At 63.8% G+C, this 22,419-nt stretch carries 18 protein-coding genes; 6 read left to right on the forward strand and 12 right to left on the reverse strand.

The features are described 5' to 3' along the window. Positions 1-5: 5 nt before the first annotated feature. The 10 genes from FHS02_RS22895 to FHS02_RS22940 form a co-directional block, all read right to left on the reverse strand. Entirely contained in the window at positions 6-596 is a 591-nt protein-coding gene (locus FHS02_RS22895) for a TadE family protein (RefSeq protein ID WP_175424889.1), read from the reverse strand. Further along, positions 562-1,035, reverse strand: a complete 474-nt coding sequence (locus FHS02_RS22900; RefSeq protein WP_175424888.1) for a hypothetical protein — start codon at positions 1,033-1,035, stop codon at positions 562-564. The genes FHS02_RS22895 and FHS02_RS22900 overlap by 35 nt, the downstream gene beginning before the upstream one ends. Next, positions 1,032-2,450, reverse strand: coding sequence for a pilus assembly protein TadG-related protein (locus tag FHS02_RS22905; RefSeq protein WP_175424887.1), 1,419 nt, complete (start codon positions 2,448-2,450; stop codon positions 1,032-1,034). The genes FHS02_RS22900 and FHS02_RS22905 overlap by 4 nt, the downstream gene beginning before the upstream one ends. A gap of 128 nt (positions 2,451-2,578) precedes the next feature. After that, the gene (locus FHS02_RS22910) at positions 2,579-2,860 is read right to left on the reverse strand and encodes a hypothetical protein (protein ID WP_137315627.1); all 282 of its coding nucleotides are present in this window, start codon (positions 2,858-2,860) and stop codon (positions 2,579-2,581) included. 10 nt (positions 2,861-2,870) lie between these two features. After that, entirely contained in the window at positions 2,871-4,409 is a 1,539-nt protein-coding gene (locus tag FHS02_RS22915; RefSeq protein WP_137315626.1) for a type II and III secretion system protein family protein, read from the reverse strand. A gap of 10 nt (positions 4,410-4,419) precedes the next feature. Beyond that, positions 4,420-5,250: a Flp pilus assembly protein CpaB gene (gene cpaB / locus FHS02_RS22920; protein WP_137315625.1), complete on the reverse strand. Its 831-nt coding sequence runs from the start codon at positions 5,248-5,250 to the stop codon at positions 4,420-4,422. Beyond that, the gene (locus FHS02_RS22925; RefSeq protein ID WP_229422303.1) at positions 5,247-6,449 is read right to left on the reverse strand and encodes a DUF8689 domain-containing protein; all 1,203 of its coding nucleotides are present in this window, start codon (positions 6,447-6,449) and stop codon (positions 5,247-5,249) included. The genes cpaB and FHS02_RS22925 overlap by 4 nt, the downstream gene beginning before the upstream one ends. A 211-nt stretch (positions 6,450-6,660) precedes the next feature. Continuing rightward, positions 6,661-7,203 carry an A24 family peptidase gene (locus FHS02_RS22930; protein WP_137315623.1) on the reverse strand — a complete coding sequence of 181 codons (543 nt, stop codon included), beginning with the start codon at positions 7,201-7,203 and terminating at the stop codon, positions 6,661-6,663. 51 nt (positions 7,204-7,254) lie between these two features. Further along, on the reverse strand, positions 7,255-7,443 hold the full coding sequence (locus FHS02_RS22935) for a Flp family type IVb pilin (protein ID WP_137315622.1): 189 nt from the start codon (positions 7,441-7,443) through the stop codon (positions 7,255-7,257). A gap of 480 nt (positions 7,444-7,923) precedes the next feature. Continuing rightward, complete coding sequence (locus FHS02_RS22940; protein ID WP_137315621.1) at positions 7,924-8,109, reverse strand: Flp family type IVb pilin; 186 nt, start codon at positions 8,107-8,109, stop codon at positions 7,924-7,926. Between the two features lie 332 nt (positions 8,110-8,441). Between FHS02_RS22940 and FHS02_RS22945 the strand changes: the two genes are divergently transcribed. From FHS02_RS22945 to FHS02_RS22970, 6 genes are all read left to right on the forward strand, one after another. Continuing rightward, the gene (locus tag FHS02_RS22945) at positions 8,442-9,491 is read left to right on the forward strand and encodes a GGDEF domain-containing protein (protein WP_137315620.1); all 1,050 of its coding nucleotides are present in this window, start codon (positions 8,442-8,444) and stop codon (positions 9,489-9,491) included. Between the two features lie 62 nt (positions 9,492-9,553). Beyond that, positions 9,554-10,480 (forward strand): LysR substrate-binding domain-containing protein, encoded by a 927-nt coding sequence (locus FHS02_RS22950; RefSeq protein ID WP_137315619.1) that lies wholly within the window; start codon positions 9,554-9,556, stop codon positions 10,478-10,480. Positions 10,481-10,705: 225 nt separating this feature from the next. Then, positions 10,706-14,281, forward strand: coding sequence for an indolepyruvate ferredoxin oxidoreductase family protein (locus FHS02_RS22955; protein ID WP_137315618.1), 3,576 nt, complete (start codon positions 10,706-10,708; stop codon positions 14,279-14,281). 157 nt (positions 14,282-14,438) lie between these two features. Continuing rightward, complete coding sequence (gene icmF / locus FHS02_RS22960; protein WP_137315617.1) at positions 14,439-17,741, forward strand: fused isobutyryl-CoA mutase/GTPase IcmF; 3,303 nt, start codon at positions 14,439-14,441, stop codon at positions 17,739-17,741. A gap of 292 nt (positions 17,742-18,033) precedes the next feature. Continuing rightward, complete coding sequence (locus tag FHS02_RS22965; protein WP_221403931.1) at positions 18,034-18,819, forward strand: phytanoyl-CoA dioxygenase family protein; 786 nt, start codon at positions 18,034-18,036, stop codon at positions 18,817-18,819. A gap of 18 nt (positions 18,820-18,837) precedes the next feature. Continuing rightward, entirely contained in the window at positions 18,838-19,050 is a 213-nt protein-coding gene (locus tag FHS02_RS22970) for a hypothetical protein (protein ID WP_137315615.1), read from the forward strand. A gap of 106 nt (positions 19,051-19,156) precedes the next feature. Here the strand turns inward: FHS02_RS22970 and FHS02_RS22975 are convergent, their stop codons facing one another. Next, the gene (locus FHS02_RS22975; protein ID WP_137315614.1) at positions 19,157-21,196 is read right to left on the reverse strand and encodes a 3'-5' exonuclease; all 2,040 of its coding nucleotides are present in this window, start codon (positions 21,194-21,196) and stop codon (positions 19,157-19,159) included. Positions 21,197-21,320: 124 nt separating this feature from the next. Further along, the gene (locus tag FHS02_RS22980) at positions 21,321-22,343 is read right to left on the reverse strand and encodes an MBL fold metallo-hydrolase (protein ID WP_137315613.1); all 1,023 of its coding nucleotides are present in this window, start codon (positions 22,341-22,343) and stop codon (positions 21,321-21,323) included. Between the last annotated feature and the right edge of the window lie 76 nt (positions 22,344-22,419).

Consider the following 22,419-nt stretch of genomic DNA (forward strand, 5'->3'; position numbering starts at 1 on the left):
TTCCTTCATTCAATGACGTTGTTCTCGCCGGGGATGTAGCCAAGCGACTCGGCCTTGACGAGGGTGGCCGAGGGAGGTATGGACATCGATGCAAAGCCGGGGACCAGCCCGAGCATCGGTTGATAGCGCAGCGGCGTGCAGGCGCCGCCCGGCCCGACCGCGCCGCAGATGCTGGCGCGTACCAGGCGGATGCACGGCCCGGCGTGCGGACTGAGGGCACAATTCACCACGTTCTGCGCCGGGGACTGCGGCTGGACAATCTCGGTAACCGTGCCGTTGGCCTTCTGGCCCAGGTACTCGATGCGCACGTGCGCGGTACCCAGTTCGGGCACCAGCGGCAGCGTGCCGTTATCGGAGCCCAGCAGCGCGTGCGCGCGCACCGCATCCATCGCGGCTTCGTTCGTGAAATCGGTCACCGCCGCGGCGCGTGCTGCCACGCGCGTGACATCCTGCACGGTGTTGAGCACGTACAGCACGCGGGCGACTTCGATCGTGCCGAGCACGAGCAGCAGGAAGGTGCCGAGCACGAGCGCCAGTTCGATGGTGACGAGACCGCGGGCGTCAGTTCTTCGACACGGCAGGGAAGTTGGTCGCATAAGCTTGAGTGGATGCAGAACGGATCGTGAAGATGTCGGGAATGACATCGTTGAAGTCGCTGTCGAAGATCGTGTCGCGGAAATAGATTCGTGCGCTGAACCGGATGGAGTTGAAAGCGTCGTCGCCGCAAGGATCCAACCCGCATGAGACTGCGATAAATTGGCTGTCCGGTTGCAGGTCGATCCCTGCGGATTCGGTGGCATCGTACAAAGTGTCTTGCGTAAATGCCTTGAGGGCGTCCGGACCGCCGACGAGAGTCGCCCTCGGCAGGGTAGCAACGATGCGGTTGGTGTTCGCGACACCCTTCGTAAGCGCAACGGCATGCCACGTCAGCCGGCCGGCCAGCACGATCATTGCCAGGATGACGATGCTGAGCGTGGTCACGACCGTCATTTCCATGGCGGCCGTGCCGCGCTCGCGGTGCAATTGGCGGCTCATCGGACCAGCTCCACGGCGCCAAGCAGCGTGCCCTCGCTGGCAACGCTGACGAAGCCGGCAAATTCACCAGGTATCTCGTTGCTGCTGGCGGGAGCCGTCAGGAAGAACATGCCATAGGCAAGCACGGTGGCCCTGGTGATGTTCGGACCGGCGGCCGCCTCGCATTGCAGCAAGGGGATATGCATCAGCCGGCGCCCATCGAAAGCGGGCTTTGCGGGAATGGGCTCCGTGTCGTAGGTCGTGGCAGGCCGCGAGGCAAAATACGGTGCATCGGTCGGCCAGCTCTTCGGCGCCACATGGGCCGAGGTCGAGGGGTACAGCACATCCCATGCACTGGCAATCCTGACGTTGCCCGTCGTCCGCGGACTGCGGAATGACCACCGCACGCCGTATTCGGTTGGCGCAGGCTTGAGCGCCGTCAGTGTCGCATGTGGCAGGTCGGCGATCGTGGCGAGCTCGTTGCCGATCACCATTGACGCGGCGCTGGTGTTGACAGGCGTTTCATGATGCCAAATCGCCCCCGCCTGCGCATAATTCCTGATGTTGATGTCGGGTGGTGCGCTTTCGCGGGTGCAATCCAGCGCTGCGTTCCCGGCCCCGCCATACTCATTGAAGCGGGAATTGAGCTGTGCCGCCAGGCCGAAAGTCGCTTGCCTGGCGATCCACAGCCGGCCGGCACCGATCCGGGGGTAAGCGAGCGTGCCCGAACACATGAACGGCGCCATAACAGTAGCGGTCGTCTTGCTCGTTGCAGTGTCCACATCCGGCGGCGTGAGCGGATCCACATAGTAGAACACCGGGTCCGTGCCATGGGGGTTCAGCCTCAGCAGGTTGTAGGCAACGCCGTGACGAAAGCCGTAGGAAATCCGCTCATGAATGGTCGTCTTGGCAGTGGCACTGGTACGGGTCCCGCTGGGTTCCGTGCTGCGCGCGCAGATCGCAAAGGGTGTCACGTTCAGCGAACGGCGACCGGCCACGGCGACCGGGCGCACGTCGAACGGCGCCATGCCGCCGAAGATTCCCATCAGCAGCGGCTGCCACTCGCGCACCGCGGCACTCAGCGCGCCAATATCGATGCGCACGTACATCATGTTGGCGGCCGCGGCGGCGTCGATGCTGCCCTGCGGCAGCCAATCCCCTGCCCCGGCATAGGGGTTGGCGCTGAAGCGCAGGATGTCCGTCCCCACGTCATCGGCAGTAACCTCGGGAATCGTTGCCGCTCTGGCGACGGCATCGGCAACGGCGGCAGCCAGGCCGCCTGCCGTGCCGTTCAGCTTCAATGCCGCGCTGATGGCCATATTGTCGGCGGCGGCCTGCAACTGGGCGCGGCGCAGATAGACAATGCCCAGATCGACAACGAGGCCGGTGAACGCCAGGACCAGCACGAGCACCAGCGCATACAGGATCAGGATCACGCCGCGCGGGCGGCGCGCGAGGGCAGGAGTTGACCTTACTGCGGGCCTTACTGCGGACCTTGCTGCGGACCTTGCTGCGAGCCTTGCCGAGAGCCTCGCGGCAGGCTTCATCGCGGGTCTCATTTGTCTCATTTCGCACCACTGACGCCGATGGTGAACACGGATTGCGCCGGCGCAGGTTCGGCAAACGATTTCTGGTAGCGCTGCTGGGCCGCGGCCGCGCTATGGCCATCCAGGCCGTTCACAGGCCGGTTGTCGCGGCCGGCGCCGGGATGGATCACCTGTTGCGCGAACGCGGCACGCGTCGCATCGCCGAAACGGGCGTCCCACTGCGGGGTCGTGCGCATGATGGCTTCGCCGCAGCCGGTAAGCGCACACACCATCGTCGCCATGATCAAAAGGGTTTTCATTGAAATCTCCTTACTTCAGCTGGAATGCGGAAGGCTGCGCTGGCGATTGGGCAGAAGGCTGCACGGGCGGGGCTGCCGCAGCGGCAGGCACGCGTGCTTCCATCTTGCCGATCATGAACAGGTTGCCACCGCGGGCCGGCTGCAGCGCATCGGTCGGCAATGCCACACCCGGCGGCAAAGGCTTGACCAAGTGCGCAGTGATCACGAACAGCAGCTCGGTGCGGTCTTGCTGGAAATCGGTGCTGCGGAACAGCGCACCGAGCACTGGCACTTCTCCCAGCACCGGCAAGGCACCGATATTGCTGACCTGGTTATTGCGGATCAGGCCTCCAATCGCAAAGCTCTGGCCGTCGAACAGCTGCACCGTCGTGTTGGCGCGGCGTGTCGTGATCAGGGGCAGGATGGCGGCACCGTTGAGGCCGCTGGCGGTCAACCCGATGCCCTCGCGCGACAGTTCCGATACTTCCGGTGCGACTTTCAGGCTGATCCGGCCGCCGGCCAGCACCGTGGGAGTGAAGCGCAGGCCGACACCGAATTCCTTCTCTTCCAGCGACACCCGATTGTTGTCCTGCGCAACCGGGATGAAGATCTTGCCGCCGGCCAGGAAGCTGCCCTCCTGGCCACTGATCGCCATGACCGTGGGTTCGGCCAGCATCCGCACCAGGCCATGGTCGCGCTGTGCATCGAGACGCAAGGCGTTGAGCGGGGACTTGGACAGTTCCACCCCACCCTTCAGCGTGCCGGTAAGGAAATTCGATACCAGCGCCGCGGTCCATTCGCCGCCCCTCAGGCGCATGGCCGTGCCGGCCTCCAGCTTGTCGAGCAGGGTCTTCGACACTTCGGCGATTTTTACTTCGAGCATCACCTGCTGCGGTGCGCTGACACCCAGCATGTTGACGATACGCGCGCCACTGGCGCTGTTCTGCGCATCGGAACCGGCGCTTGCGCCACCGGCATCGCCATCCTTGCCGCCCAGCGGTTTCGTTGAACGCCGCACGTAGGCTTGCGCCAGTTCCACCACGCGTGCCAGCGTAACGCCGTCGGACACGGTGCCGCTCAGCACCACCGTGTCAGCCGCGGCGCTCACGCGGATGTCCTTTTCGTCCGGCAGCAATGCAGCCAGCGCCGCCTGCAGCGCGGAGACATCCATTGCGACGGTCACTTCGATCACGCTGCAGGCACCGCTCCGGACCTGCACGATCATGTTGGTGCTGCCGACATCGGCACCGACCAAATACAGTGTGTCGGATGCCACCGCCATGGCCTGCAGCACGGCCGGATTGCCGACGCTGCGGCTGACGATCGGCTCTGGCAAGCGCATCAGCGTGGACTTGCCGAGCTGCAGGGCGAGCTGACCGGGCGCAGCGGCCTGGCCGCGGCAGCGCGGGCCGTCGCCCCTTGCGGACACCGCGGCTTTACGAGGTCCCGGATCAGCCACCGGTGCATTGGTCACGGTCGTCACCCTGGGCAAGGCAGGTATGGGTGGTGCCGGATCGGCGTGGACTGCAGCGGACAGGCCGGCAAGCAGCATTGCGGCATAGCGTTTCATGTCAGTTCCCTTACAGGCATTCTTTGCGGCTACGCAGCCCATCGATGGCGTCGATGCAGTAGCGATATGGGATGGTGCTGGCTTGCCGTACCGGCGCACGTGGCGCCGGGGCGGCGATCTTGACCGGTTTCGCGGCGGCGAGACCGAGCAGGCTGCTCTTCGTTGCGCCAGCGGTCGTGCCGGGTTCAGGGTCGATCTGGTTGCGCAGCACCAGCGACAAATTGCCGACGCTGCGCGCCAGGTCCAGCTTTTCCGCCTGTTCCGGCGTCACTTCCAGCGTGACGGCATTGACCACGCGCGGCTTGGTATCGTCGCGCCCGACTTCCTGCGCGACCGCCAGCACAAGAATGCGTTCCAGCACGATTTTCGAGATCGCCTCGCGGTCCTGGGCAGCTTCGGTATCGGATTGGGTGCTGACAAGGATGTCGACGAAATTGCCGGGCAGCGCAAAGCCAGCCACGCCGACTACGTCGTTGACGCGCACGGTGATCGCGCGCTTGCCTTCGCTGATCAGGGCGGAAAGACCACCCAGTGTGCCGGCCGGGGCCAGCTTCGCTTCGGTCAGCGGTTCGCCGCGCAGCACGCTGGCCTTCACTACCCGGCCGGACAGCTGTAGCGGATCGCGCAATGCGCCAGCAGGCAGGCCCTCGGTCGGCCATTCGGCCAGTTTGACGGTCTCGGGCCCCAGGCGTTGCCCAAGATTGACATCGGTGGAGGCAACGACGATATGGGTGACGGTGCTCGGCGCCTGGCGCAACAGCCAGTGCGACGCCAGGGCGACCGCGACCAGGCCGAGTACGATGGCGAACGCCATCATCGTGTAAGCGCGACGGTTTTTCATGCAATCCTCTCGAACAGTGTGGTCTCGGCGGCAGCGGCATATTGCACGCCCGTGATGGCAAACATGCTCGACCATGCCTGGTCGACAGTGGCAACCGACACCATGGGTGGCTTGCCCGTGAACGCGGCGAAGTCGGCAATGCGCGACAGGATGTCGCGTGGGAAGCTGGCCAGCAGCGGCTCGCCACTGTCCCGGTGCAGCTCCTTGATCAGGTACGCCAGCGCCCCCTCGTCCGGCGCGATGCCCAGTGCACGGCACTGCAGGCGGAACAGCGTGCAATAAGCGCTTTCGCCGATCGGGCCCACGTGCACCTTGTAGCCCAGCCGGCGCAGTGACGATGGATCGAGCAGCGCCTGCGGTTCCAGGTTGGTGACGAAAATCATCGTCACATCGAACGGCACGGCGAACTTGCGGCCGCCCTGCAGCGACAGGTGTTCGGCACCCGTATCGAGCGGCTGGGCGAATCGGTTCAGCAACTCCCCAGCCGGCACCCGTTGCCGGCCCAGGTCGTCCACGATGAACAGTCCTCCGGCTGCCTTCATTTGTGGCGGCGCCTGGTAACTGCCGGAGAACGGGTCGTGGCGCAGGCCCAGCATGTCCAGCGCCAGCTCCGCGCCCATGTGCAGTACGGGGCGGCAGCACAGCACCCAGCGGCTGTCGGAGCTGCGCCGTTCGCCCATCGCGCGCGCCTCTGCCTGCACCGTTGGCGGCTGGTGGATCGCACTGTCGAACACCTGCACGATTTCGTCGCCCATCAGGATCGCGTACGGTACTCCCACCGTGCCTTGCAACAGCCGGCCAAGCCTGCGCGCCAGCGTGGTCTTGCCGCTGCCGGACGGACCATGCAGCAGCAGCGAGCGGTGGGCATGCAGTGCGGCACCGACCAGTTCACGCACGCTGGCTGGCTGGCAGTCGTCGGCGAATTCCGCGGCGACATCTTCCGCTGCGACGGTCTGCAGCAAGGCCGACTGGCGCTGCACCAGCGTGCGATAGGTTTCCAGCGGCACTGGCGCTGGCCCCGTGTACGGGCAGCGTTCGAGCCAGGCAGCGGTGCGTTGCCTGCCGGCGGACGTAAGCTGGTACTGCACGTCGATGTCCGTATCGCCGCGCCATGCGACTTCGGCCAGTTGCTCGGCCACCATGAAGTCGAGCACTTCGCGCAGGACGTTGATCGACAGGCGCAGGCGTGTCGTAAGCATGGGCAAGTGAGTCTTTCCGGAGCTGAACAGTTGTTTGGCAGCCAGCTCGGCAAGAAGGGTCAGCTCCAACCCTGTCTCGCGCACCGTCCTGGGCTGAGCGGGCAGTTGGGACTGCCCTTCGGTACGTTCGCCTGCAGTGACTTGGTCCATCATTGCGCTCCTCGTTGTAGAGGGGCAATCTTAGTCAGGAGTTTCCTGGTGGATATTGATCTCAAGCAAAAGCAAATCCGTGTTGCTCCAGCACGACGGCAGTCGTGCCAAGGGCAATTGCCACGCCATAGGGAATACCGCCAGCACTTGCTTGACGGTCGATCACCACGGCTTGCATGGGAAAGCCGGCCACTCGGCACAGCAGTGGCCACATCAGGGATTTCAGGTTTCGAAAGAGAATGCGCCAGCGGCCATTCATGACCAGCATTCCCACTGCAAGGATGCCGCCGATCAGGCAGGTCAGGATGCCGATCCGCATCGCCAACGCAGGGCCGACAAATGCTCCGGTCATTGCCATCAGCTTGACGTCCCCGGCGGCCATGCCGCGCAGTAAATACAGCGGCAGGAAAAGAAAGAAGCCGGCGGCCAGGCCGGCAAGCCAGGTGGAAAGCAGCACACCCTCTGCGCCGGTACGCCAATGCAACAGCAACGACAGGACCAAGCCAGAAACGACGAGTGCATTGGGGATGCGCCGCAGTGCAAGGTCAGTGACCGCGGCCTGCAGCACCAGCCACAGCAGAAGAATTTGAAGTGCCTGGTTCATTGCATTGCCTATCAAAAAGCCCGCCGGCCGGGACCGGCGGGCTGGTCCAGGTTAATCCCCGACTGCGGTACTGATCTTGGTGCCGATCTTGGCGAATGCTGTCGAGATGGTGCCGCCAAGCGTGTTGAACGCAACACCGATGACACCGGCAACCACGGCTGCCAGCAGGCCATACTCGATGGCGGTAATGCCTTCTTCGTCCCGTGCGAATTCTTGAACTGTGCTGATCAATGCTTTCATGATTACTCCTGTGGATTCTTGGTGGTTGAGTTGGCGCTGGTGCCAAACGAAGCAGTCAGTAAGGTCACTATAAATTTATGCCTATCGGAAAGATTGATGCAGCACAAGCTTGCCCAACAGAACCACAGAGATAGCGCACTGTGTGGCGGCCTGGCTACACCGCCGGAAACCTCGAAGAAGTTACGCAAAGTCGAATCGATGCGTTTTTCAACTATTTTCATCATGGGATCCTTGCTCTGGTCCGACTGCGCCGGAAGCGCGCGCGGTCGGTTTCCTGCATTGCCGGGCGACAGACCCCGCGCCAGACAGAGAGCAGGATTTCCTGCTGTGTACGAGACAGCAGCGCCAAGGCAAGGACGCTGAGACAAACTACCGGGAATGCGCATTGCACAGCCTCGATGACCATCCTGCAGAACCAGCCACGGCAGCAGAGTGACCATAAAAAAAGCCCGCCAGTCGGAACTGGCGGGCTCGTTCAGGTCAAGGAAGATAGGTGGATATCTTGGTACTGATCTTGCCAAATGTCGTCGAGATGGTACCGCCAAGCGTGTTGAATGCAACGCCGATGACGCCCGCGACCACGGCCGCCAGGAGGCCATATTCGATGGCGGTAATGCCTTCTTCGTCCCGTGCAAATTGTTGAACTGAACTGATCAATGCTTTCATGATGACTCCTGTGAGTACTTTGTGGTTGAGTTGGCTCTGGCGCCAAGTGAAGCGCCAGTGAGGCAACTATAGGTTTTATGCTGGGCAGCAAAATTGACGTAGCGCAAGTTTGCCGGAGGGAACCGAAGACACATCGAAATGTGTGGCGGCCCATCCGCACCGCCGGCCGAACGTAAAATCGTTGCATTCCTCAACTATTTTCATCACGAATAATTGCTCTTGATACAAAAAGCATTTATTCTGATTAACTATTCTTGGAAAGGCCTCGTGCTCTACGTCACTGTGCGCCTTATTTTTCTGGAAACAGTCGCCGTAACCTTCTAGACGAGAGCATGGATTCCCTACTGAAACACATGGTAGACATGACCGGCCACCGCGATCACTCGATGCTGGACATCTCGGTGATCTCGGCAGTGCAGGAACTGGCCGGTGCCAGCCGCGCCCGCGTGCTGACGCTGGCCAGCGTGCGCGGCCACCTGTACGTGCGGCCGCGCGCCGTGGTAGTCGCCGGGCAGGCCGCCAGGATGGAAGACGGCATCGATCCGGCCAGCCCTGGGGAACCGATCGGGCACTTCCCGGCACTGGAACGCTGCATCCTGCGCCATGAGGCATCGGCCGACGAGGTCGATGAAGATGGCCTGCACACGCTGTGGCTGCCGATCTGGCTGGGCGCCAAGGCAGATACCTGCCTGCAGATCGTCAACCCGACACCCTGCACGCCCGACACGATCCACGTCATCCGGGGCATCGTCAGCGTCTACAAGAATTTTCAGAACCTGCTCGACTACAGCGAACGCGATTCGCTGACCGGCCTGCTGAACCGCAAGACATTCGACGACCAGCTGAACAAGATGCTGCTGGCCTCCAGCGCCGAACAGGATGCGCTGACCCTGCTGCCGGGTGAGACGGAGCGCCGCCAGCACACGGACATGGAAAAACAATGGCTGGCGGTGGTGGATGTCGACCACTTCAAGCATGTCAACGATCGTTTCGGCCACCTGTATGGTGACGAGGTGCTGATCCTGATCGCCAACCTGCTGACGTCGTCTTTCCGGGCGCAAGACCGCGTGTTCCGCTTCGGCGGCGAGGAATTCGTCGTGCTGCTGCGCTCGTCGACGCTGGAAAATGCCAAGATGATCATCGACCGCTTCCGCATGAACGTGGAGCAGCACGATTTTCCGCAAGTCGGCAAGGTCACCGTCAGTGTCGGCTTCGTGGCGATCAGCGCCTGCGAGGCGCCGGTGGTAATCCTGGGCCGCGCCGACCAGGCGCTATATTTCGCCAAGAGCCACGGTCGTAACATGGCCTGCCATTACGATGAGCTGGTCAGCGGCGGCCTGCTGCATGCTGTCGAATCGAACGATACCGCCGAGTTCTTCTAGTAAAGTGCGTCTGGCTGGCGTCATGGAGTGCGCCGGGAATTACATAAGGTCTTCCTGAAACTGTGGAACTACGCCAGTTACGGTATTTTGTCGCGATCGTGGAACACGGCTCGCTGTCGCGCGCCGCTGGCGTGCTGCACGTTGCGCAACCGGCGCTGACTCAACAGTTGCGCCAGCTCGAAGAAGAGCTGGGCGCGCTGCTGCTGCATCGCAGCGCCCAGGGCGTGCACAGTACCGATGCCGGCAAGGTCTTCTATGAGCACGCCCAGGCGATCCTGAAGCAGGTCGCGGATGCCCGCTCGGCCGTCAGCCACTCGGCGCGGCCGTCCGGCACCGTCACACTCGGGCTGCCGCACAGTATTTCCGCCGCGCTGGCCCTCCCCCTGCTGGCGGCTGCGCGCGAGCAATATCCGGATATCACCTTGCAGTTGACGGAAGAACTGACCGGCCACCTGGCCGAGCAGCTCAAATCCGGCCGGGTCAACCTGGCCGTGCTGTTCGATGACGGCCAGTTGACGCCGTTCGCGGCCACGCCACTGGCGGAGGAAGCGCTGCGCTTCATCTGCCGTGCCGACGCGCCATGGTTCCCGGGCCGAACGACGGTGACGCTGGCCGAGGCGCTGTCCACCACGCTGATCCTGCCCGGGCTGCAGCACGGCGTACGGCCGCGCATCGAGGCCGTGGCCCGGGCCGCCGGGCTGGCCACCGCCGGCGTCATCGAGATCAATTCGATCGCCATCCTGAAGTCGGCACTGATGGCCGACATGGGCGCCACCATCCTGCCGGTGGCGCCGGTGCTGCCGGAGATCGAGCGGGGCCAGATGCGCTGGCTGGACATCCACGAGCCGGCGATATCGCGCATGGTAGTGCTGTGCGCCTCGCGTAACCTGCCGCCAACGACCGCCGCCACCGCGATCAGCCAGTTGGCGGTCGGCGTGGTGCAGCGCCTGTGCACGAGCAACGCATGGCCGGGCGCCACATTGCTCTAAGCCGGCAGCCATCACTTTTTCTTATACCCCCATCCCCAAAGCCTATTTCCGTATACGTCAACCCGGGCGTACACTGATTCGAGAACCGCTGGATTACGGCGGTTGACGGCCCCGATCACAACCGGCACGAGACCGGCGCGGATCCGACAGTGGCCTGGACCGGAATGCTTCTACCCGAAGTGCGATGGCGCAGGCGCAACCGAAACAAGATTTTGGAGACAAGCCATGCCCGATACCTCGGCAATGGGCGCCGCCGCCCCCCTTCCCGGTGCGAACGGCCCACAGCCAGTGCCCCTGAATGACGTCAGCCTGGACGACAAGTACACCGCCACTTCCGGCAAGATCTTCCTGTCGGGCATACAGGCTCTCGTGCGCCTTCCCCTGATGCAGCAAATACGCGACGCTGCCGCAGGCCTGAACACGGCGGGCTTCATCTCCGGCTACCGGGGCTCCCCGCTGGGCGGCCTCGACGAGACATTGTGGAAAACGCAGAAACACCTCGACGCACATCACATCCAGTTCGTGCCCGGCGTGAACGAGGACCTTGCCGCCACGGCTGTCTGGGGCTCGCAGCAGGTCGACCTGATCGGGCCAGCCAGATACGATGGCGTGTTCGCGATGTGGTACGGCAAGGGTCCGGGCGTGGACCGCTGCGGCGACGTCTTCAAGCACATGAACCACGCCGGCACGGCTCGGCACGGTGGCGTACTGCTGGTGGCCGGCGACGATCACGGCGCCTATTCGTCGACGCTGCCGCACCAGTCCGACCATATCTTCTCGGCCTGCATGATTCCGGTGCTGTACCCGTGCAATGTGCAGGAATACCTCGATCTCGGCGTGCATGGCTGGGCCATGTCGCGCTTTTCCGGTTGCGCGGTAGCGTTCAAGGCGCTGGCCGACACGGTGGAGTCATCGTCCTCGGTGGATGCCGATCCGTTCCGCGTGCAGGTCAGGCTGCCGCAGGATTTCCACATGCCGGAGGGCGGCCTGAATGCGCGGCTGTCCAACGTGCCGCTGGGCCGGCAGGCGCGCAACCAGGAAGCGCTGATGCAGGATTACAAGATCTATGCGGCACTGGCCTATGCGCGTGAAAACAGGCTGAACCACACGACGATCGACAATCCCGATGCGAAGCTGGGCATCATCGCTTCCGGCAAGTCGTACCTGGATGTGCTCGAGGCGCTGGAAGAACTGGGCATCGACGAAGCGATGGCCGCCAGGGTCGGCCTGCGGCTGTTCAAGGTAGCGATGCCGTGGCCGCTGGAACCGGATTCGGTGCGCGAATTCGCCCAGGGGCTCGACGAAATCCTGGTGGTGGAGGAAAAGCGCCAGTTCGTCGAATACCAGCTGAAGGAACAGTTGTACAACTGGCGTGACGACGTGCGCCCCCGCGTGATCGGCAAGTTCGACGACAAGGGCGAATGGGTGGCGCCGCGCGGCGAATGGCTGCTGCCGCCGAAGGCCGATTTCTCGGTCTCGCAAGTGGCCCGCGTGATCGCCTCCCGCATCAAGCGCTATGTGACCGATGCGCACATCTGCGACCAGATCAAGGCGCGGCTGGCCTTCCTGGACGCCAAGGATGCGGTGCTGCAGAAGGCGATCAGCACGCCTTTCCGGCCGGCGTTCTACTGTTCCGGCTGCCCACACAATACGTCGACCAAGGTACCGGAAGGCAGTTTCGCGCTGGCCGGCATCGGCTGCCACGTGATGGCCACGTCGATCTACCCGGACATGAACAAGCTGACCACGCACATGGGCGGCGAAGGCACGCCGTGGATCGGCCAGGCGGCGTTTTCCACCGTGCCGCACGTGTTCCAGAACCTGGGCGACGGCACCTACTTTCACTCCGGCTACCTGGCCATCCGCGCCGCCGTAGCCGCCAAGGTGAACATCACCTACAAGATCCTGTACAACGATGCCGTAGCGATGACGGGCGGCCAGCCGGTCGACGGCACGGTCTCCGTGCCGATGATCGCGCAGCAGATGGCGGCCGAGGGCGTGCGGCGCATCGCGCTGGTGACGGAAGACCTGTCGCGCTATGCGGACCGTTCGAACCTGCCGGCCTTCGTGACACTGCATGACCGCAAGGAGATGGATGCGGTGCAGCGCGAACTGCGCGACATCGCCGGCTGCACGGTGCTGATCTACGACCAGACCTGCGCGGCCGAGAAGCGCCGCCGCAGGAAGAAGAACGAACTCGCCGATCCGGGCAAGCGCATGGTGATCAACGAAGCGGTCTGCGAAGGCTGCGGCGATTGCGGCATCCAGTCGAACTGCGTGTCGATCCTGCCGAAAGAAACCGAGTTCGGGCGCAAGCGCACGATCGACCAATCCAGCTGCAACAAGGATTACTCGTGCGTCAAGGGCTTCTGCCCCAGCTTCGTGACCGTGGAAGGCGGCACGCTGAAAAAATCCAAGGCCGACAAGACACATACGGAAGACTGGGGCACGCTGCCGCCGCCGGTGATCCCGGCGTGCGAGCAGCCGTACAACATCCTCATCAACGGTATCGGCGGTACCGGCGTGATTACCGTCGGCGCGTTGATGGGCATGGCCGCGCACCTCGAAGGCAAGGGCGCTTCGGTACTGGACATGACGGGCATGTCGCAGAAGAACGGCTCCGTCACGTCGCACGTGAAAATCGTGCAGGCCCCGGAGCAGCTGCGCGCGCAGCGCATTGCCACCGGCGAGGCCGACCTGGTGCTGGGCTGCGACATGCTGACCACGGGCGCGGCGGATGCGGTATCGAAGATGCGGCCGGGCCGCACGCTGGCCGTCGTCAACCTGCACGAACAGCCGCCCGGCACGTTCGCGCAGGACGCCGACTGGGAATACCCGGTGGCGGACGTGCGCGCGCTGATCGAGGAATCGGTGGGCGGCCCCGGTGCCGCCGATTTCGTCGACGCGACAAAACTGGCGACGGGGCTGATGGGCGACTCGATCGCCGCCAACCTGTTCATGCTGGGCTATGCCTGGCAGCGCGGCCGCATTCCGCTGACCGAAGCGGCACTGCTGCGCGCGATCGAGATGAACGGCGTGGCCGTCGAATCGAACAAGAAAAGCTTCCTGTGGGGCCGGCGCGCGGCGGTGGACGTGAAGCGCGTCGAGCGGATCGCCATTCCCGCCCAGACGGTGGTGGTGCAGATGCCGCAGAGCCTGGACAGCATCCTGCGCAAGCGCGTCGAGTTCCTGACCGGCTACCAGGATGCCGCGTATGCCGGGCTGTATCGGCAGTTCGTCGAGCAGGTGCGCGACCGCGAAGCCGCGCTGGGCATGCCGTCGACGCGGCTGTCGATCGCGGTGGCGAAGGCGCTGGCCAAGCTGATGGCTTACAAGGATGAGTACGAGGTGGCACGGCTGTACACGGATGGCCGCTTCGTCGAACAGCTGAAGAGCCAGTTCGAAGGCGATTTCACGCTGAAATTCAACCTCGCGCCGTCGGTCTTCGCCAAGAAGGATGCGCAGGGCCGGCTGGTGAAGGCCGAATACGGCTCCTGGACGTGGAAGGCGTTCCAGGTGCTGGCGCGCATGAAAGGCTTGCGCGGCGGCCCGCTCGACGTATTCGGCCGCACGGCGGAACGCAGGATGGAACGGGCGCTGATCGGCCAGTACCGGCAGGTGATCGCCGACGTGCTGGCGCGCCTGACGCCGGAAAACTATGACACCGCGGTGGCGCTGGCCGCCCTGCCGGAAAAAATCCGCGGCTTTGGGCACGTGAAGGAAAAGGCTGTCGAGGCGTATCACGCCGAGCAGGCCAGGCTGCTGGCCGCGTTCGGCGGCTCGCACCAGCACGCCGCCTGAAGTTTCCCGAAACCGGGGTCAGACCCCGTTTTCAGGAAATATTTCCAGGAACTGGGGTCTGACCCCGGTTTACGGCAATGAAACGGCGATATCTTACGTTTACGTAAGCGTCATATAATCGGATCATCGCGATCCGCCAGAATTTTCAGGGACATCCATGAACGATCTGACTTCCGCCAAGACCCTGGCCGCCGATGCGCAACCGCCGCGGCCGGTCAACAAGGTACGTTTCGTCACCGCCGCCTCGCTGTTCGACGGTCACGATGCGTCGATCAACATCATGCGCCGCATCCTGCAGTCGCACGGCGTGGAAGTCGTGCACCTGGGGCACAACCGCTCGGTCGACGAGGTGGTGACGGCGGCGCTGGCCGAGGACGTGCAGGGCATCGCCATCTCCAGCTACCAGGGCGGCCATGTCGAATATTTCAAGTACGTCATCGACCTGCTGCGCCAGCGCGGCGGCGCGCACATCAAGGTGTTCGGCGGCGGTGGCGGCGTGATCGTGCCGGCCGAGATCGCCGAGCTGCATGCCTATGGCGTGACGCGCATTTTCAGCCCGGAAGACGGCCAGCGCATGGGCCTGGCCGGGATGATCGACTGGATGGTGCAGCAGTGCGACGTCGACTTGTCGCAGTACTCGCCGACGTCGCTCGCCCCGCTGTGCGCGGGGAATATCGAAGAGCGCCATCGCCCGCTGGCGCAGCTGATCACGGCACTGGAAAACGGCAGGGTCGATGCCGCGTTGAGGCGGCAATTGCTGGACGCGGCCGCGGACCTGCACGTGCCGACGCTCGGCATCACCGGCACCGGCGGAGCGGGCAAATCGTCGCTGACCGATGAACTGATCCGCCGCATCCGCCTCGACCAGGGCGATGCGCTGCACATCGCCGTGATCTCGATCGATCCGTCGCGCCGCAAGTCGGGCGGCGCACTGCTGGGCGACCGTATCCGGATGAATGCGATCAATCCGTGGCACACGGACGGCGAACCGCGCCGGCGCGTGTTCATGCGTTCGCTGGCCACGCGCGAGGCGGGCTCGGAAATTTCGCAGGCCCTGCCGGATGTGATCGCAGCCTGCAAGGTGGCAGGGTTCGACCTGGTGATCGTCGAAACCTCCGGCATCGGCCAGGGCGATGCCGCGATCGTGCCGCACGTGGACCTGTCGATGTATGTGATGACGCCGGAATTCGGTGCCGCCTCGCAGCTCGAGAAAATCGACATGCTCGACTTCGCCGACGTCATCGCAATCAATAAATTCGACCGCAAGGGTGCGCAGGACGCGCTGCGCGACGTGGCGAAGCAGTACCAGCGCAACCGCGAGCTGTGGAGCAGCCGGCCGGACGAGATGCCGGTGTTCGGCACGCAGGCATCGCGCTTCAACGACGATGGCGTAACCGCGCTGTACCAGGAACTGCTGCCCAAGCTGGCGCAGTTCGGCTTGCGCACGCAGCCGGGCCTGCTGCCCCGCGTGGATGTACGCTTCTCCTCAGGCAAGAACGTGATCGTGCCGCCGGCGCGGGCGCGCTACCTGGCCGAGATCGCCGACACCGTGCGCGGCTATCACAAGCACGTGCGCCGGCAATCGGTGCTGGCACGTGAACGCCAGCAACTGAGCGAAGCCAAACGGATGCTGTCGGCGGCCGGCAAGAGCGCCGATTTCGATGACGTCATCGGCGAGCGCGAACATGCGCTGGATGCCGGGGCGAAAAAACTGCTGGCCATGTGGCCGGACATGCAGGCCGCCTACGCGGGCGACGAGTATGTGGTGAAGATCCGCGACAAGGAAGTCCGCACCGGTCTCGTGCAGCACACACTGTCCGGCACCAGGATCCGCAAGGTGGCGCTGCCGAAGTTCGAAGACCATGGCGAACAGCTGCGCTGGCTGATGCTGGAAAACGTGCCCGGCTCGTTCCCGTACACCGCCGGCGTGTTCGCGTTCAAGCGCGAAGGCGAGGATCCGACCCGGATGTTTGCCGGCGAAGGCGATGCGTTCCGCACCAATCGCCGCTTCAAGCTCGTCTCGGAAGGGCTCGACGCGAAGCGCCTGTCGACCGCTTTCGATTCCGTGACCCTGTATGGCGCCGATCCGGCGCCGCGGCCGGACATCTATGGCAAGGTCGGCAACTCGGGCGTATCGATCGCCACGCTGGACGACATGAAGGTGCTGTACGACGGCTTCGACCTGTGCAATCCATCGACATCGGTATCGATGACGATCAACGGCCCGGCACCGACGATCCTGGCAATGTTCATGAACACGGCGATCGACCAGCAACTGGATAAATTCGTGGCACAGAACGGCCGACAGCCCACCGACGACGAGGCAGGAAAGATCCGCGCCTGGGTGCTGCAGAACGTGCGCGGCACGGTGCAGGCCGATATCCTGAAGGAAGACCAGGGCCAGAACACCTGCATCTTCAGTACCGAGTTTTCGCTGAAGGTGATGGGCGACATCCAGGAATACTTCGTCCACCATGGCGTACGCAATTTCTACTCGGTGTCGATCTCCGGCTACCACATCGCCGAGGCCGGGGCGAATCCGATCTCGCAGCTGGCGTTCACGCTGTCGAACGGCTTCACTTTTGTCGAAGCCTACCTCGCGCGCGGCATGCACATCGACGACTTCGCGCCGAACCTGTCGTTCTTCTTCTCGAATGGCATGGACCCGGAATATACGGTGCTCGGCCGCGTGGCTCGGCGCATCTGGGCCGTGACGATGCGCGACAAGTATGGCGCGAACGAACGCAGCCAGAAGCTGAAGTACCACATCCAGACATCCGGCCGCTCGCTGCACGCGCAGGAGATCGACTTCAACGACATTCGCACCACGCTGCAGGCGCTGATTGCGGTCTACGACAACTGCAATTCGCTGCACACCAACGCCTACGACGAAGCGATCACCACCCCCACCGACGAATCGGTACGCCGCGCGCTGGCGATCCAGTTGATCATCAACCGCGAATGGGGCCTGGCGAAGAACGAAAACCCGAACCAGGGCGCTTTCATCATCGACGAACTGACCGACCTCGTGGAGGAAGCCGTGCTGGAGGAGTTCGAACGCATCGCGGAAAGGGGCGGCGTGCTGGGGGCGATGGAAACCGGTTACCAGCGCGGCAAGATCCAGGAAGAATCGCTGCTGTACGAGCACAGGAAGCATGATGGTTCGCTGCCGATCATCGGCGTCAACACGTTCCGCAATCCGAAGGGTGTGGGCGCGCCGCAGACGATCGAACTGGCCCGCTCGACCGACGACGAAAAGCAGTCGCAGTTGCACCGGCTGGCAGACTTCCAGGCCCGTCATGCCGATGCCGCGCCGGCCGTGCTGGCGGCGTTGCAGCAGGCGGCGATCGACAACCAGAACGTGTTCGCGAAGTTGATGGACGCGGTGCGCGTCTGCTCGCTGGGCCAGATCACCAATGCATTGTTCGAGACGGGTGGCCAGTATCGCCGCAATATGTAGAGGCATCGCATGACCCTCGGCCATCACGCGTAGATAGCCAGCGTGGTGGCCATACTGATTTGCGTCAAATGACTCACCCTGCAATCTGTCGCTTGTGTCGCGGCGACTGCTGAGTATCAAAGCCGTAATCTTCCCCTGCGCTAACTTCGTATCTCATTCCCTGGCCTCGGTGGAGACCGATATGAGATATGCAAGACTGACGCCGGGACACGGCTTCAAGCCCTCCAACAGCTTTCTGTACTACCTTCAACGCATCATCGTCTCCCCTCCCCTGCGCGGAATGTGCGTTCGCATGTTTCGCAACTGGGTTCGGGTGCGCCACGGCATCTCGGCGCGCGTGGCAATACCTGCACGCCTGCAGTTGCTGGACCGGCTGCACGCCGAAGGCTATGCCGCACTGGGCAACGTGCTCACCACAGGCCAGTGCGACGACATCCATGGGTACTTCGCCGACAAGATCCTGACGGACCGGCAAGACGACACGTCCACCTTCATGCTGGCGCAGGTGCCGCCGGCGGCGCGGCTGGCCGAGTACAGCCTGCACGACATCGTGCGGTGTCCGCACATCCTCGCACTGGCCAACGACAGCCGGCTGCTTGAACTGGCCGAGCGTTATATCGGCTGCAAGCCGACGATTTCGCAACTGGGCGTACGCTGGTCATTCCCCGCATCGGGGATGCGTTCGGACCTGCAGACGTTCCACCGCGATTCCGAAGACTGGCGTTATTTCAAGGTGATCGTCTACCTGACGGACGTTGGGCCGGACGACGGCCCGCACGTGTATGTCCGCGGCACGCACAGGACACGTGCGCCGGTGCGGCTGAAGATCCAGTCCGATGGTGAAATCAGCCGCGAATACGGCGAAGAGCGCCTGATCATGGCCGTCGGCGAGCGGGGCTTCGGTTTCGCCGTGGATACCGCCGGTGTGCACAAGGGCTCCCCGCCCGTGGGCAGACCGCGCCTGATGCTGCAGATCCAGTATTCGCTGTTTCGCAGCTATGCGTATGTGTATGAACCGGAACCCTACGCCGGCAATACCGCTTTCGACCCTTACATCAACCGGCTGATCCTGGCCTGACCCCGAGAGTTCCCGCCCATGACGACAATCGAAATCAACCTTCCTCGCGACCTGGCCGAAGAAGCGGACGAAATGGGCCTGCTGAAATCGCAGGTAGTGGCCGAACTTCTGCGCGACGAAATCCGCCGCCGAACCTTTTCCGACCTGATACAACACGGCGGGTATGCAGCCAATGGCGTCGCCGCGCCGGACGAACCCGACCGCGCAACACCGCGGCGCCGGAAGAACTGACAGGAGCCTCGACCTTCAGCGCGGCGCAAGCCCGACCGTTGGAGAACCCTCACTGGCGCGTGCACATCCGGGGTGGCACGCTCTTCCCTTGTGGCGACCGAAGGCCTTAGCCCGCAGAATCACTGCCGCCGGTGCGCGCGGCAACGCCGTGCAACAGGGAGCTCCACAGCTCGCGATGACTGTCGTCAGGTTCCGCAAGGGCAAGGCTGGCGCGGGCGCGCGTCATTGCCACATACAGGAAGCGCTTCTCCTCCGCCAGGTTGGGCGTGCGGGGAAATTCGCCACGCTGCAGGTAGGGCAGGATGACGTGATCCCATTCCTGCCCTTTGGCAGCCCTGACCGTCGTCAGCACGAGCTGGGCGCGATGGCGCTGGGCATCCGTGCGTGCCGACAGCCTGCGCTGCCGGGCGTGCAGTTCGGCCAGGAAGTCCGCGATGGACATGGTGCCGCATGCCTCGGCAAACTGCGTGAAACTGCGGATCGACCGGACCGCCGTATCGGCCTCGCTGCGCCGCGGCATCGCCCTGCCGACAGCTGCCGGCAGGTCCACCATCCGCTGCACCGCCTGCAATACCGATGCGGCGGTAGGCAGGCTGGCACTGTTCGCGGTCAGCTCCTCGATGCAGACTGCGAACCTGGCTTTCCAGTTCCGGGTAAGCTGGCTGTCCGTCTCCCGCTGCACGGTCACGATCCCCTCGAAGAACCAGCGCAGTGCGGATGGCGCTCCCTGCACCGATACTATCGCTTCTTCCAGCGGTGTCTTGCGGGGCGCCCGGCTTGTTTTCATGTAGTCGTTCTCGAACTGCTGCGGATCGGCGGGCATCGACACGAATGCCGCCAGCGCGGTCACCATCGACTGCACCGTCGCGGCGTCCTTCTCGAGCGTTTCATAACGGCCGCTGACAATATGCAGCAGTGCGCGCATGAACAGGATCTCCGGACGCAGCAGGTAGGACACGACCTCTTCGCAGCGGTAGGGAATGCGGGCATCGATCAGGGCGTTTTCGATGTCGATGCTCTGGTCGTCGTCGCGCGTGATCACGGCGATGTCGGACAGCTGCACGCTCTGCTCGGCCTCGTGCACTTTCTTCACGTGGGCGACCACCGCCGCGGCGCAACTGCCGGCGACGAGCGGGGCGTAGCGCAGCTTGTGCTGCACCGTATGAAGGCCTTCGATCGATTCCACCTGCCGGGACGTGAGCCGCGATACCGCGCGCGAAACGGATGGGCCGAAACGCCGCGACCGGCGCAGCGGGAAGCGCACCGCGTCCGGATAAGCGGCAAGGAACGTATCGGTGGAAAACCGCAGCTCTGCACCGCGCGCCTCGTCGATGACCTGGTCGCGGTCGCCCACCACGACCAGCCTGCCACGCCGTTTCAGCAGCGTGATCAGCTGAAACTCGGCGGCATTCACGTCGTGCCATTCGTCGACCAGGTACAGTGCCGCGTGCCACAGGTGATCCAGCGCGGCTGGATACATTGCCAGCAACCGCACGAGATCGGGAACGAAATCGTCGTCCGCCTGCCAGGCGAACTCGCCGGGTGACGGTTCGCGCAAGCGTTCATATTCGGCGCAGATTTCGATCAGTTGCACCGGCAAGTCATGCGCCTCGCTCATCTCGTGCAAGCCGACGGAACGGAAGTCTTCCTCCGCGAACTGGTGCGTCTTCAACGCTGCTTTCAGCTGCCGCAGCACTTGCAGCAGGTGGTCGATGCGGTCGGTGCTGTGCTCGATGCCGAAGTCGAAATCCGTGGCGATACCCGCGCGCTCGTAGCGCTCCCAGACCTGTTCGGCCGCCTGCACGATCCGCTCGCGCATTTCGCGCCCGGTGATCCGGGGCGGCAAGTCCAGCATGCCCACAGCCTTGAGCTTGCCCAGGTGGCGCAGTGCATAGTCAGCGACGGTGCTCACGATGATCCCCGACGGCGCGCCCTCTTCCGCGAGCTTTTGCACGAAACGCTTCCTGGCGCCGGCCGAGAAAGCCAGGCAGGCGATCGCGGCGGGTGCCAGGCCACGCGCGCACGCGTCGCGGGCGACCATGGCCATCGTCGTGGTCTTGCCGGAGCCGGCCACGGCATCGATGTGCACCACGTTGGCCCGGGAATTGAGAATGTCTGCCTGTTCGGTGCTGGGGGTGTGCGCCATGGGAGTTCCTTGCTGTCGATCGGTATCGCGGCGCCGCGCTGGCAGCGCAGCGGGTCGCCGGCGCCACTATACGTGATCGTGATCCCGATGAGAAAACCCGCAGCCCTGGTGCTTTCCTGGTGCTTTATTGCACGGCGGCGTTTTCCCGCTCCCTACGCCACCACCGCGACGGCGCGTGGGGTGCCGCCAGCGACAGGGGCGCGCCGATGACGGGCGTGGCCAATCGCTGCTCATGCCGTTCGGCCAGCGCGGCAATGCGTTCCAGTGGCTCTTGCCAGACGTGGAAAGCCAGGTCGAACGTGCCATTGTGGATGGGCAGCAGTACCTTGCCGCGCAAATCGATGTGGGCTTGCAGTGTTTGTTCCGGCTGCATGTGGACGTCTGGCCATTCCACGTCGTAGGCGCCGGTTTCGATCATCGTCAGGTCGAATGGGCCGTAACGGTCGCCGATCGCCTTGAAACCGCGGAAATAGCCGGAGTCGCCGCTGAAGAACACCCGGTGGGTGGCGCCGGCGATGACCCACGAGCACCACAACGTGCTGTTGCCATCCGACAGTCCGCGCCCCGAGAAGTGCTGCGCCGGCGTGCACGTCAGCTCGACTTTGCCCAGTTTGATGGAACGCCACCAGTCCAGTTGCCGTACCTTGGCAGCGGGCACGCCCCAATTGACCAGCAGGTCGCCAACGCCCAGTGGCGTGATGAAGTGCCGCGCCCTTGCCGCCAGCGCCAGCACGGCGGCCCGGTCGAGGTGATCGTAGTGGTCGTGCGACAGGATCACGCCTTCGAGTTCCGGCAATTCTTCCAGGGCCAGGGGCGGCGCATGAAAGCGGGCTGGACCCAGCCAGCTGAACGGCGAAGCACGGCGCGCGAAGACGGGATCGGTCAGCCACAGCCCGCCTTCCAGCTTGAGCAGCACGGTCGAGTGCCCGAGCCGCCACACGGTGTTGTCCGGTGCCGCGTCGATGGCACCTCGCGTCATCGCCTCTACGGGAATGGGTGCTGCCGGCACGGTGCCCGCAGGTTTATTGAACAGCGCGCGCCACATGATGCCGAGCATCTTGCCGAAGCCGCCGCGCTGCATTCGCGCCGGGTTGCGAAAGCGGCCGTTCTGGATTTGCGGCGAGACATGGGCGGTGGTCGGGTGCATGAGAACTCCTGTCGGCTAAAAACTACACTACACAGTGTAGTTCAAAGTGTAGCGCCCGGCATCGGAAAAGTAAACT

Origin of the sequence: Pseudoduganella umbonata, from assembly GCF_014192225.1 — a bacterium.
GTDB lineage: Bacteria > Pseudomonadota > Gammaproteobacteria > Burkholderiales > Burkholderiaceae_D > Rugamonas > Rugamonas umbonata.